The organism is Ructibacterium gallinarum (genome assembly GCF_014982785.1).
Lineage (GTDB): Bacteria > Bacillota > Clostridia > Monoglobales > Monoglobaceae > Ructibacterium > Ructibacterium gallinarum.
Map to the genome: position 1 here is coordinate 153,103 of NZ_JADCKB010000002.1, position 12,642 is coordinate 165,744.

General features: G+C 41.9%; 17 protein-coding genes. 8 read left to right on the top strand and 9 right to left on the bottom strand.

Going from position 1 to position 12,642, the window contains the following annotated elements; genetic code table 11:
* Positions 1-12 precede the first annotated feature (12 nt).
* Positions 13-492 carry a GNAT family N-acetyltransferase gene (locus INF28_RS01910; RefSeq protein WP_226391786.1) on the bottom strand — a complete coding sequence of 160 codons (480 nt, stop codon included), beginning with the start codon at positions 490-492 and terminating at the stop codon, positions 13-15.
* A gap of 157 nt (positions 493-649) precedes the next feature.
* Here INF28_RS01910 and INF28_RS01915 point away from each other — a divergent pair, with 157 nt between their 5' ends.
* Together INF28_RS01915 and INF28_RS01920 are read left to right on the top strand one after the other, a co-directional pair.
* The gene (locus INF28_RS01915; RefSeq protein WP_226391787.1) at positions 650-1,534 is read left to right on the top strand and encodes a hypothetical protein; all 885 of its coding nucleotides are present in this window, start codon (positions 650-652) and stop codon (positions 1,532-1,534) included.
* A gap of 17 nt (positions 1,535-1,551) precedes the next feature.
* Complete coding sequence (locus INF28_RS01920; RefSeq protein WP_226391788.1) at positions 1,552-3,174, top strand: portal protein; 1,623 nt, start codon at positions 1,552-1,554, stop codon at positions 3,172-3,174.
* Here INF28_RS01920 and INF28_RS01925 read toward each other — a convergent pair.
* A complete protein-coding gene (locus INF28_RS01925) occupies positions 3,133-3,870 on the bottom strand; it encodes an XRE family transcriptional regulator (protein ID WP_226391789.1) in 738 nt (245 codons plus the stop codon). The genes INF28_RS01920 and INF28_RS01925 overlap by 42 nt on opposite strands.
* Before the next feature lie 320 nt (positions 3,871-4,190).
* Here INF28_RS01925 and INF28_RS01930 point away from each other — a divergent pair, with 320 nt between their 5' ends.
* From INF28_RS01930 to INF28_RS01955, 6 genes are all read left to right on the top strand, one after another.
* Positions 4,191-4,385, top strand: a complete 195-nt coding sequence (locus INF28_RS01930; protein ID WP_226391790.1) for a hypothetical protein — start codon at positions 4,191-4,193, stop codon at positions 4,383-4,385.
* A gap of 26 nt (positions 4,386-4,411) precedes the next feature.
* Positions 4,412-4,819, top strand: a complete 408-nt coding sequence (locus INF28_RS01935) for a hypothetical protein (protein ID WP_226391791.1) — start codon at positions 4,412-4,414, stop codon at positions 4,817-4,819.
* Positions 4,800-5,111 carry a hypothetical protein gene (locus INF28_RS01940; protein ID WP_226391792.1) on the top strand — a complete coding sequence of 104 codons (312 nt, stop codon included), beginning with the start codon at positions 4,800-4,802 and terminating at the stop codon, positions 5,109-5,111. The genes INF28_RS01935 and INF28_RS01940 overlap by 20 nt, the downstream gene beginning before the upstream one ends.
* A complete protein-coding gene (locus INF28_RS01945; RefSeq protein WP_226391793.1) occupies positions 5,092-6,492 on the top strand; it encodes a phage terminase large subunit in 1,401 nt (466 codons plus the stop codon). The genes INF28_RS01940 and INF28_RS01945 overlap by 20 nt, the downstream gene beginning before the upstream one ends.
* Before the next feature lie 103 nt (positions 6,493-6,595).
* Positions 6,596-7,006, top strand: a complete 411-nt coding sequence (gene ruvX, locus INF28_RS01950) for a Holliday junction resolvase RuvX (protein WP_226391794.1) — start codon at positions 6,596-6,598, stop codon at positions 7,004-7,006.
* A 13-nt stretch (positions 7,007-7,019) separates the two neighbouring features.
* Positions 7,020-7,304 carry a DUF1292 domain-containing protein gene (locus INF28_RS01955; protein ID WP_226391795.1) on the top strand — a complete coding sequence of 95 codons (285 nt, stop codon included), beginning with the start codon at positions 7,020-7,022 and terminating at the stop codon, positions 7,302-7,304.
* A gap of 147 nt (positions 7,305-7,451) precedes the next feature.
* Here the strand turns inward: INF28_RS01955 and INF28_RS01960 are convergent, their stop codons facing one another.
* The 7 genes from INF28_RS01960 to INF28_RS01990 all read right to left on the bottom strand — a co-directional run bounded on the left by INF28_RS01960 (position 7,452) and on the right by INF28_RS01990 (position 12,560).
* Positions 7,452-8,420, bottom strand: coding sequence for an S-layer homology domain-containing protein (locus tag INF28_RS01960; RefSeq protein ID WP_226391796.1), 969 nt, complete (start codon positions 8,418-8,420; stop codon positions 7,452-7,454).
* A gap of 24 nt (positions 8,421-8,444) precedes the next feature.
* Entirely contained in the window at positions 8,445-9,005 is a 561-nt protein-coding gene (locus INF28_RS01965) for a hypothetical protein (RefSeq protein WP_226391797.1), read from the bottom strand.
* A 24-nt stretch (positions 9,006-9,029) separates the two neighbouring features.
* Positions 9,030-9,563: a hypothetical protein gene (locus INF28_RS01970; RefSeq protein WP_226391798.1), complete on the bottom strand. Its 534-nt coding sequence runs from the start codon at positions 9,561-9,563 to the stop codon at positions 9,030-9,032.
* Positions 9,564-9,680: 117 nt separating this feature from the next.
* Positions 9,681-9,830, bottom strand: a complete 150-nt coding sequence (locus INF28_RS01975) for a hypothetical protein (RefSeq protein WP_226391799.1) — start codon at positions 9,828-9,830, stop codon at positions 9,681-9,683.
* Positions 9,823-10,410, bottom strand: coding sequence for an accessory gene regulator B family protein (locus INF28_RS01980; protein ID WP_226391800.1), 588 nt, complete (start codon positions 10,408-10,410; stop codon positions 9,823-9,825). Before INF28_RS01980 ends, INF28_RS01975 begins: the two co-directional genes overlap by 8 nt.
* A gap of 120 nt (positions 10,411-10,530) precedes the next feature.
* The gene (locus INF28_RS01985; RefSeq protein WP_226391801.1) at positions 10,531-11,829 is read right to left on the bottom strand and encodes a sensor histidine kinase; all 1,299 of its coding nucleotides are present in this window, start codon (positions 11,827-11,829) and stop codon (positions 10,531-10,533) included.
* Entirely contained in the window at positions 11,826-12,560 is a 735-nt protein-coding gene (locus tag INF28_RS01990) for a LytR/AlgR family response regulator transcription factor (RefSeq protein ID WP_226391802.1), read from the bottom strand. The genes INF28_RS01985 and INF28_RS01990 overlap by 4 nt, the downstream gene beginning before the upstream one ends.
* Positions 12,561-12,642 lie beyond the last annotated feature (82 nt).

Consider the following 12,642-nt stretch of genomic DNA (forward strand, 5'->3'; position numbering starts at 1 on the left):
TCCCCTTTCGTATTATAAGGTATGATAAAACAATATAATATCTTCGTATTGGTTTTTCCCGTTCAAAAAACCTCCCGGCACCGTTCCCAGCCTGACAAAACCAAGCCGCTCATAGAGGGCGATTGCGCCCAGGTTGGAGGCAACCACCGCATTAAACTGCAAAATCCGAAACCCCAGCTTTCCAGCCTGGGTCAGGCAATGCCGCACCAGCTGTTCCCCAATATGCTTGCCTCTCTCTTTCTGCCGCACCGCATAGCTTGCGTTGGCAATATGTCCGCACCGCCCCACATTATTGGGATGCAGAATATAAAGCCCCACAATTTCACCATCCGCCTCTGCCACGCCGCAAAAACTTTGCGACCCAAAAAACCGTGCCGCTTCCGCTAAGGTTAGACATTCCCGCTGGGGAAAAGCATTTCCCTCGGTCACCACCTGGTTCCAAATCTGTGTCATTGCAGGCAAATCCGCTTCCTGATACTGTCTTACTGTCATTTTCCCCATCTTCTCCTGTTGTTTTCTTTCATTATACCATCTTTTTCTCTTTTTGTCATGTTTTTTTCCTATTTTTCTTATTATTCCCACATGTCATGCCATGTCAGTTCCTTTTCCTCTATAATACCCTTGACACCAATTAAAAGGAGGAAAACATATGCCAAATCTAACAACACCCATACCGCCCCGGCTGACGGGGCAGACCCAGCAGGACGTCAAACTTCTCAAAGAATGGGGTACCGCCCTGATTGACGAGCTGACCTATCTGTTTCACAATCTGGATGCCGGCAACGTCAGCGAGGCCGCGTCGGTCAAGGCAGAAAATATTGACACCGCAAATGCCAAAATCACCAACGCCCAGATTGGTGCACTGACCGCCGACAAACTGACCGCCGGCACCATTGATACCGGCAAGGTCACCGTATCCAGCAGCGACGGATGTCTCACCCTTTCCGATTCCCAAATCACCATCAGCGACCAAAACTATGAGCGGTTTCGGGCGGCCTATGACAAATCCACCGGCCGGTTTGATTTTGTTCTCTGCGACAAAAACGGCGTACCGGCTGTCTATATTGGCAGCGGCGGTAATGCAGTCTTTACCGGAAAGGTAGAAAGCGCCTCCATTTTCTCTTCTACCATTGTCGGCACCGACAGCATATCCTATACCGGAACAACCGGCGGCGTCTTTGCCCAGCTTGACCCCACCGGCATCAAAATGATGCAGGATCAAAACGGCGTCCGCAAGCAAAAGCTTGGTATGTCAGTAGGTGATGACGGCACCGCCTATATAGTGCTAGGCGCCGGCAACGGCGAGGGTTCCCACAACATCAACGGCGTTGTCTATACCAACGGCTCTTTTAAACTGGAGAAAAACGACCAGTATGCCAGCATGGGTCTGGTGGGTTATGCCCCCTTTATCTCCTTCTGGGAGGAAAGCGGGGAGCTCTGGCTGTCCGGCCAGAGAGTTCTTATCAACGGCATTGACCCCATGAGCAAAATCCAGGAACTGGAAAGCCGGGTGCAAGCCTTAGAATCCATGTAAATAAAGGAGGAAGAAGTATGCTAAGTTCATCTTATCACGGGAAGATCAAGCCCGAATTTTTTGACAAAGTGACGGAACAGTTCCGCCGCTATAAGGAACACAAACAGCTGTTTGACCGGCGGATCATCGAAAACAACCGCTGGTTCAAATCCCGGTATCAAAGCGAGCAGACCGGCGAAATGCCATCTCCCACCACGCCCTATCTGTTTAACGCCATTGCCAACAAGCACGCCGACGCCATGGACAATTATCCCGCACCCAATATTTTAGAGCGGCAGGAGGAGGACCGGGAAATCGCAGAAACCTTTACCCGAATCCTGCCGGTGCAGCTGGATCACTGCAATTTCCGCAATACCTACAGCCGAGCCTGGTGGTACAAACTCAAAAACGGCGCCGCCTGCTATGGCGTTTTTTACAACCCCGCCCTGCGAAACGGCCTTGGAGAGATCGACATTCGAAAAATCGATCTTTTAAACCTCTTCTGGGAGCCGGGCATTACTGACATTCAAGACAGCCGTTTCCTTTTCCTCACCGCTCTTGCGGACAAGGAGGAGCTGAAACAGCAGTACCCGGCCTATGCCGACCAGCTCACCGGCGATACCCCGCTTGAAATCCAGACCTATGACGATATGCAGAACACGGTGGGCACCGACCAGCTTCAAGACAAGGTGCTGGTCATTGACTGCTATTATAAAAAACAGCGGGGGAATATCCAGACGGTAGAGCTGATGAAATTCTGCGGCAGTACCATATTGCAAGCGTCAGAGGATATGGGGGAGAAGGGAATCTATGACCACGGTATGTATCCCTTTGTCCTGGACGTACTCTATCCCGACGAGGACAGCCCGGTGGGCTTTGGACTGGTGGACATCATCAAAAGCCCCCAGCTCTATATCGATCGGCTGGACAGCCTGATCAGCCGCAATGCCATGATCGCCGGAAAAACCCGGTTCATGATCAAAGACAACGGTGGCCTGAATGAATATGAGCTCTCTGACCTTTCCAAAGACATCATTCATGTGGCCGGATCGGTAGGAGATGAGAATATTCGGGAGCTCCAGGCAAAACCTTTGCACAGCTATATCATCCAGCACCGGCAGAATAAAATCGAAGAACTCAAAGAGGTAGCCGGAAACCGTGACTTTCAGCAGGGTGAAACCAGCGGCGGCGTCACCGCCTATTCCGCCATAGTTGCCCTTCAGCAGGCCGGCGAAAAGCTCAGCCGGGACATGATCGCAGAGGGCTATCACGCTTTCAAACAGATTGTCTGCCTGTGCCTTGAACTGATCCGCCAGTTCTACGACCAGCCCCGATCCTATCGGGTAGAAAGCGCCACCGGCGGCAGGGAATATATCCGGTTTTCCAATCGAAACCTGAAGGCAAATGCAATGTCCCATCCAGTTGAATTTGACGTTGCCGTCAGCGCTGAAAAAAACAACCCTTACAGCCGGGTTACCCAAAATCAAACCCTAATGGAGCTTTGGAAACTAGGTGTCTTTCAGCCAGAAGCTGCTCCAGCCGCCTCTCTGCTTCTTGAGCGGATGTATCTTGAGGGAAAGGAAAAACTTCTGGAAGAAATCCGCAAAAACCAAAACAACTTACAGCAAGACCCTGCCGTGCACGATCAGCCGGTCGGCTGAGGTTAAAAAAATAGGCGGATATGCCTTGTTCATGGAAACCAGCCTTGGCATCCCGTTTCGATTCTGCCACATTTTGCAAAAACTCTCCCCGTTGCATGTAAAAATCCCGATATCGCCAGAATTGAGCTCCTGCTGTTGATGTACAAACACAATATCTCCGTCATGGATAACCGGCTCCATACTGTCACCGGAAATCAATACGCCAAATGTTGCCTCCTCCGGCGCTTCCATTTCCCTCAGCTCTGCGTCCGGATCGTCCATATAATTTCCTCTGCCCGCAGCCGCCGGCTGCGTATATATGGGTATCCGCCGCCGCTTCCACTGGCTGGGTTTTAGTTTCACTGGACTGTTGTTATACTCAAACTCCAGACAGTTGCGCACCGCATCCTGGCTCCGCTTGGGCAAAGACAGCATCTTTCTGACAAAGACAGGCTCCAGCATCTGTGCCGTTGCCCCCGTATCCGGATCCGGCAGAAAAAACGCCGCAATGTCTTTGATCTCATACTTTTGGCACAGCTTTAAAAATACCTCTATAGACGGTTCACCCTTTCCCGTCTCCCAAGCGCTGAAGGTAGACTGCCCTATCCCCAGCCAGTCATACACATCCTGCTGGGTTAACCCCGCCGCCTTTCGCGCCTCTTTTAACTTTTGACTAATGTTCATATTTGCCATAACAATCACCTCATTGTCTTTCAATCGGAGCAACGCTCCTGCTAAGCTTGCTTAAAGCAGAGCTTGCGACAGATTGTAGCTATCACAGGGAGCGTTCGCTCCTCAGGGTTTCAGAGGGAGATGATAACTCCCTCTGAAATTCTGAAATGGAACCCGCCGCCTAAGAGGCAGGGGACATCTGTGCTTCGATTATAGTATAACACAAATTTCGATATATTACAACAAAAATATTGTTATTTTTCCTATTGACAAACAATAATATTGTTGTATAATAAGTATACACCAATCAGATTGTTGGAAATATCATAGGAAAACATAACAATAGTTTATAGAAAGGAGAAAATATGACACATCCCGACATTCTGACCATGGAAAAACTGGGTTATCTTCCGCCGGAAAGTGCGCCGCACAAAATAGGATATTGCCTGTACTGTGACGAACCGCTGTTTGAAGGTGACACAGAGCTTACGGAAAGCACGGACGGTATGTTCTGCAGTATGGACTGCTGTCACGAATACTACGAAATCCGGCATATTTAAACAAAAGAAAAGAAAGGGTGACAAGGATGCAACTGAATTCCGTAGAAGAAGTTAAAAAATGGCTTGGCAGTCTTCCTGTCATGCGGCAGGAAATGAAACTCAAAATTGCCTTTTATCAGGATTTGACACAGGACATGAAAAAGCTAAAGGAGGCAGGCAAAAAACACAGCGCATATTATTTTTCACAAATACAAAAGCTGGAACAAAGGCTGCGGCAAGCGGACAAAGATTTTGATCGGATGCTGGAGATATTGGAGCCGGACGAACGGCTGATTCTAACCGCCCGGTATGTGCGGCATATTTTGTGGAGCTGTATCCGCTTTCATGTATATTTTAGTGAGCGGCAAGCCATACGGATACATAATCGGGCGCTGAAAAAGCTGGTCGGCTTTACGGTGGGAGAGGAGGAGGAAAATGAAAAAAGAAAGAATTGATTCCTTGCCAACAAAGGAAAAAGTACAAAAAGTGCCCGAAACCAAGGAAGAAGATATAGCATATAGCACCCCGGAGGAAATGCCGCCCCTTTTCAGTCCAGAGGAAAAGCTGCTTGAGCTGCTCCACTGCGGCAACGAACGGATTGAACTCTCTGCCGCCAAGGAGCTGATTGCCCTCAAGGAAGCACAGCGGGAGAGGGAAAAGCAGGAGGAAGCAACAGAACCCATAAAAATTGAAGTGCGGATTCGGATTGAACAACAGGAGGACGGCCGTGAAGACGTTAAAGCTTAATCTTTCCCTGACCGCTACGCAAAAGCAGTTTATGGATGCGGACGCAGACGAGGTTTTGTTCGGCGGGGCGGCAGGGGGTGGGAAATCCTATGGCCAGCTGGCAGACGCTTTGGTCTTTGCCCTGCGCTATCCCAAAAGCCGCCAGCTGATCCTGCGGCGCACCTTTGGGGAACTGGAGCATTCCATCATCTTTACCTCTTTGCAGTTTTATCCCGCAAAGGCCGCCAAATACCGCGCCTCCGCCCATACATGGGAGTTTCTCAATGGCTCTTTGATTGAGTTTGGCTACTGTGCGGCAGAAAAAGATGTCCTGCGCTATCAGGGCGCCGAATATGACACCATCCGCTTTGACGAACTGACCCATTTTACCGAGGATCAGTATACTTATCTAATTTCCCGGATCCGTGGGGTCAATGCCTATCCCAAGCAGATCAAATCCAGCACCAACCCCGGCGGCATTGGCCACAGCTGGGTCAAGCGCCGGTTTATTGACGGCCACACCCCCAGTGAGAAATTTCTGGACCAAGAAACCGGCAACACCCGCATTTTTATTCCTTCCTTTGTGCAGGACAATGTCTTTCTCATGCGGGCAGACCAGAATTATCAGCGCCGCCTGCTTCAGCTGCCGGAGGCAGAACGCAAGGCTCTGCTTTACGGCCAGTGGGATATTTTTGACGGGCAGGTATTTACCGAATGGCGCAACGCCCCGGAGGAATACGACACCCGCAGGTGGAGCCATGTCATCCGCCCCTTTCCCATTCCCAAGGAGTGGCGGCGGTTTCGCACCTTTGACTTCGGCTATGCCAAACCCTTTGCGGTTTCCTGGTATGCGGTGGATCAGGACGGACGAGCTTATAACTACCGGGAGCTTTACGGCTGTACCGGAGAGCCGGATACCGGCGTTCGGTGGACCGCCGCCAGAATCGCCGAAAAAATTCGAGAGATCGAGGAAAAGGAAGAGAAGGGATGCACCATCACCGGGTTTGCGGATCCCGCCATCTGGAACAGCACCGGTTCAGAAGAGGGCAGCATCGCGGAAATGATGGAAAAAAAGGGAGTCTATTTTGAAAAGGGAAAAAATGATCGCTTGGCAGGAAAAATGCAGGTGCATTACCGGCTTGCCTTTGACGACGAAGGCCTTCCCATGCTCTATATTTTTCAAAACTGCAAAAACATGATCCGCACCCTGCCTCAACTGCGCTATGACAGCGTCAATCCCGAGGATGTGGACACAAGGCAGGAGGATCATCTCTATGACGCGCTGAAATATTTTCTCATGAGCAATCCTTTGCCGTCCCGTATGCCCAAAAAGCCCAAAACCACCCTCTATAATCCGCTGGCAGAGGAAAAAATTCACAGTTATGGAAGGTTTATTTTGTAGGTTTTTCCTATAAAAAGCGGAATTTCCGATGAAACAGGGTTGATTATTTGAAAAAACTGTGGTACAATACCCCATATACAAAAGCAGAATCTGAGGTAGGAATATGCGGATACTTGGCATTGATTTCGGAGACAGCCGAACAGGCTTTGCGATTTCGGACCCGCTGGGATTCGGGGTCACCACCCTGCCCCTCCTGCATGAGAAAAACATGCGCAAAACAGCGGACTATGCCGCGGCTTTGGCAAAGGAGAAGCAGGCGGAAAAAATTGTACTGGGGCTTCCCAAAAATATGGACGGTTCTGTGGGCTTCCGGGGCGAGCGCACCCGGGAATTTGCGGCCCTCCTTGCAGAGCGGGTTTCCATGGAGGTCATCTTTTGGGACGAGCGGCTGACCACCGTTTCTGCCCAGCATCTCATGAACGAGACCGATGTTCGGGGCAAAAAACGCAAAGCCCGTCTTGACAGCGTTTCTGCGGCCTATATCCTTCAGTCCTATCTTGACAGCTTAAAATAAGGAGGAGCACGCCATGGCTGAATTACCCGAGAACCCACATCTTGTGGATCTGATCGATGAGGACGGAAACACGGTGACCTTTGAACATCTGGATACGGTGCAGTATAAGGGTAAGGATTATGTGATTTGTATTCCCTACGATGATGACGAAGAGGTTGTAACGGAAGTGGTGATTTTCCTGATCAACAAGGACAAGGAAGACGACTGCTTGGAACAGGTGGAAAATCCCGAGATTCTGTCCGCCGTCTACGAGATTTTTAAAGAGCGCAACGGGGAAATGTTTGATTTTGAGGACTGATCTCCTGCGCTGTCCCGCAAGGAACCCTTTTTTGATGTCTAACATAAGCGGCAGAGGAAGAAGACCGATACGTGTCTCTTCCCCTGCCGCTGTTTCTATTCAAATCACAAGAAAAGTATCAAATAAATTGTGCAAAAGAAAATTTTTTTATTCTTTATTTCTTTGGTTTAACATGGTGTTTCCCTGATCATACCAGATATTATAAAGCACCTGCATACCTTCTCCAAAACAAACCGGCCCTTCCAAATCTCTGCATATTTCATTTTCATTGCCTAGGCCGCCAAACAACTGCCAATACCGCATCATCCCGGCATAATAATCAGGATATTCCCCGGTACCCATATCCAGTCCTGCCGCTAAAATACAGGTTTTCCAAAACTCCGCCCTTTCAGCTTCCTGTTCCGGACGAAAACTGCCATCCTCATAGCCATTGAAAACACCGATTTTTTGCAGACCGCCGATCGCCTGTGCCGCGTCACTGTTTTTATCCACATCCCAAAAATCTGGCTCCGCATAGGAAAAGCCCTCTTTTTTCTCCAGCACTTTGGCAATTCCTATTGCCATTTCGCCGCGGGTCATATTTTGCGCCGTATCTGCGCTAAGAAAAATACCGTCCTGCTCCAGCGCCTCCCTTGGTACAGTCCAAAGACGATCCACTGCAAAATGCCGCACATCTTCCAACAGGATTTGGGCATCTGCACTGGTCACGTATATTTCTGCAGGATTTTGATTCTGCAAAAGCACAAACCGCATCCCGGTCAGAAACCGGTACGCCGCAATATAATTTTCTGGATATACACCATTGCCTGCTTTAAGAATCGACGTTTTATCCACAGAAATTGCATTCATCGCAAGGGTAACTGCTTCTGCACAGGATACCGGACTGCCGCCGTATGCAGAATACGGGACATTTTCTAAAACACCCAAACTTTCCAAATAGGCTTTGGGTTCCGTCGTATTTTCAAAATCTCCTTGATGTTTTTCCCGCAAAATCTCGGCCAGCTGGGAATAAAACTGTTCTGCCGCTATATATTCCGTATTTTCTTCCGCATAAGAGGCAGCAATAACACTAAATGAGAATATCAGCGTTAGAAAAATGATACTGGCTCTTTTCATAACTTTTGCTCCTTTGTCTAAATATTATTCTCCATAAACAAATAAACTTGCATAAGAAGGTAATTCTGTAGATGTTCCTGTTACATAATATTTGTGTCCTGCGTTTACATTAATACTTAATATGTTATTTACAGGTTCAAAAATTTCATTTTCATCATATATTGTTTGTCCTGTTGTTTGATCTATAATTTTTATTCTAACAACACTACTATCTTTCCATTCTGTAGAAGTCATAGATACTTTCATAGTACAATTTGAAGTTACATTAAAAAGACATGGAGATGTAAGTGTTTGTCCAATAGAACTAAAATTAAATGAAAATACTGTACCACTTTCTGGTAAATTTATTGTTTGAGAAAATGATCTTGTATTTCCAAAAATTGTTTGATTTATTTCTGTTCCTTCTCCATAATATATTTTCATTCCTTCTTGAATTTTTTCATTAATTAATGTTTTAAACTCTGAATTAAAATTGTTTAATATAACATCATTATATGATAATTCTTTTAATTCTTCTGTCGCAAATATACTAAAAGAAAAAGTTATTACAGATAAAATAATAAATAATGAAAAAATTTTTTTCATGCGTAAACACCCCTTTATCATTTTTTAATATACTGTTATTGTTCCACTTCCATTATTACTGGATGAAAGTCTCAAATAATATCCTAATAAAGGTATAATATTATAATCGTAAAAATCAAATTTAAATTCCTTTGTTACACCAACTGAAGCAGTTACTCTTTTCGTTCCTACAACTACATTATCATTACGTCTAAGTAATTCAATTGTTAATATATGACTATTATCAGTTGCTGTATATCTGCATCCTATTCCTGTATTATTTTGAGTCGTTGATATAACAAAATCAGAATATTGATAAATGTTTGAATTTAATTGATATGTAAAAGAATCTGTATTTCCTGGAAGATATAAAACATTATCTGTATCTGGTATATTACTTCCACGCGTTAAAGAATTATTTAGATTAGGTATTTCCTCGGCCGCAAAAGCACTGATACAACACAGAGAAGAAACTGCCATTATAATTGCCAAACCCATTGCAAATAATTTTTTCATAATAGTACGCTCCCTTTTAAAATTATTTTTTTCTTTTGTGATTTTTTTATTAAAACGCTGCATAGCCCATTGGAATCACCCCTAATTTCAAGCAAGAAACTGTTTTCTTTATAAAATCAGATTGATAAAAATAATATTTCGTCATTTATAAAGAAAACCCTATTTCTTGCTTTTTTAACTTTAGTTTCTTTCCTTTGCCTGTTTTGCTTCTTCCTGCAAACCTTCAGGTTCTTTCATCTGGTGCATACCATTTGATGAAGCCAATCCAGCCGAAGAGACAGCTGTACCATAAGATACAGATGCCAAAATACTAAGGATCCAATCAAACATTCTTTTTCCCCCCCTTCTGTAATACCATGCTGATTATCATTAAGAACATAACTGCAACTAAGGTTATTGATATTGTTACACCTAAATTTATTTTTATAAAAACCAAAAATATTGAAAAAAATGATAAAAAAAAAGTTGTTATCACAGCTTTTCTTTTATTTTGTTTCCTCTGACTTTGTGACAAAGGTTTATTTGGATGTTCTACCGGCGCAAATATACTAATAAATATTATTACAATAATATCGCATAACAATATAAGCAGTAATTGCATATTTGTATGTAGTATAATAGAAACAACTTCCATAACACAAATATATGTTGCCATCATTGATAAACGGCATAACCAAAATGTTTTTGCATGAAATCCGCCGCTAAATCTCCTAATTCCGCATAATGCGATTAAAAACGCTATACTTTCAAATATTCTATTCAATAAAAATCCAAGCAGTATAATTATAGAAAAGTTTATTATATCGGCAAAAATTAATTTCAATCCATAACAATATATATCTGCTTTTTCTTTCAATATTATATTTTTTCTAATAAAATATTGCGTAATCAATTTTGCTGTTTTTTCCATGTTTTTCTTCCTTTTTTATTTTATTATAATTGATAATTTTAATAGTTCAATTACCTTGTGATAAAATACACATATAGTGTGATGATTTACACAAAAAAAATAAGCCGACTGAGCATCGGCTTATTCATGAATATCAAGTAAAATATGACAGCAAAATTCATTTTCTTCTTCATAGAATTGAATCATTCCATTATGTTTTTTTACAATGTTTTGAATCGATTTTAATCCTATACCATGCAGTTCCTTGTTTTTCTTTGACGTCTCAAGCGATTGGTTCTCTTTTAAAACAGAAGATCGAATGCTATTTGTAATTAAAATAGATAAATACTCGCCTTCTTGACAAATATTTAGTTCAATTCTTTTTTCTTTACTTAATTGTGCTGCCTCTATGGCATTATCCAACAAATTTCCAAATAAGGCTGTTATTTCTGCCGCATTCCAATTCACAATAGTATCTTTTCTTATATTTACTTCCATAAAAATATTTTTTTTCACTGCAAAAGCAATTTTGGAATTTATGATTGCATCAAAGGCATTATTTTTTGTTACAATAACATTTTGAATATTTGGCAAATATTCGTTTGTTAATGCGTTAATATAATTTTTAGCTTCTTTTATTTTGTTAGAATTTAAATAATTGTTTATTGTTAATAATTGATTTTTTATATCATGTTTCACAGATTTCATTTCATTTATAAAGTTTTCCATGTTTTCAATATCTTTTTCAAAATTATCATTTTGTAATTTTAAAAGCTTCACTTGTAAATCATTTTCATACTCCTTGTTAATAATAATAAAAAAATAATACGTCATGATATTAGCAAGTACAATGCAACCCATACCTATTAAAATATATGGTTGAATATGGTCATTGTAAAAAGCCGCTTTCATTAATGCACATAAAGAAATAACTGATATTGCAGGTATCATTACAAGACTCAAAAATCTATGTCTGTTCATTGGACTTTTTCTTTTTATCTTCAATAATATTCTTGTTACATAAAATTGAATTCCTTTTGTGATGATTACACTAATAACACGAATTCCATTAAAAACTGTTATCATTTGATATGGATCATATCCAATCAAATTACAAATCATCAGATTTGATAAAATTGCTGTAATAATAACAATCAAATGCGTTACCACTGCTATCCATAATTTTAAAGTTAAGCTTCCTTTGAGGCAAGCTATTGCGTATATAGCATAAATTACCATTGGTATATAAGATCCAAAGGTTTCAAAGACAGTAATTTGATTGATAGTGCAAAGCTCTATAAAGGAAACCATCCAAACAATTAAAAATACGGCAGTTTTCTTTTTTCCTTCAAACTTTGTACCCAGATATCGAGTTATAAAATCAACAGAAATAAAGGTTTCCACAAGATTAATAAAAATTTCAAAAAAGAATTCTATCATAATCTTTTACTCCTTACAAAATGTTGATATTCTTCTTTTACAAAATCTATTTTTCCACGGCTTAAATTAAATCTCTTTCCATTGGTTAAAATAACCTCTCTGCATGTTATTTTTCCTATAAATCGGCAATTAACCAAAATTCCATTTTGTATTCGAATAATGTGTAGTGGATAAAGTTGTTTTTCTGCATTTGATAGTTTACATCTAATTTTAATATCATCTTTAACCCTATCTTTAATTACAATATCATTTTTTATGGATTCAATATACATGATAGTATTAATATCAAGTTCTATTTTCATGGTATCTGTTTGAAGATAATATAGAAATTTCTTTTTTTCCTCTTCCGCATCGATTTTTCTTAAAAGTTTCGGCAATACAATTTTCAAATCTTCCATATGGCTTTTTCTGACAAACCAAAAAGGATGATATTCATAAGATTGATATACCATATCCTCATGGCTGGTAACAAAGATGATAAAAACATCTTCTTTGCTTTTTTGAATCAATGAGGCAATTTCAAAACCGTTCATGCCCGGCATATCAATATCCAAAAATACGACATCCGAAAAAGAAAGCTTCCATTGTTTTAATAAATCCCGTCCGCTTGTAAATGTCTCAATTTGATATTCCCGGCGGTTTTGTAATATTTTTTGAATCCATACACCAATTTCTTCAATAAATGGAATATTATCATCACATAAATATATTTTGATATTGTTTTTTTCCATATCAATAAAACCCCTTGTTCACATTATCTCAATTCACAAGCAACACAAAAATAAATATATTTTTATTATACATAATAATCCA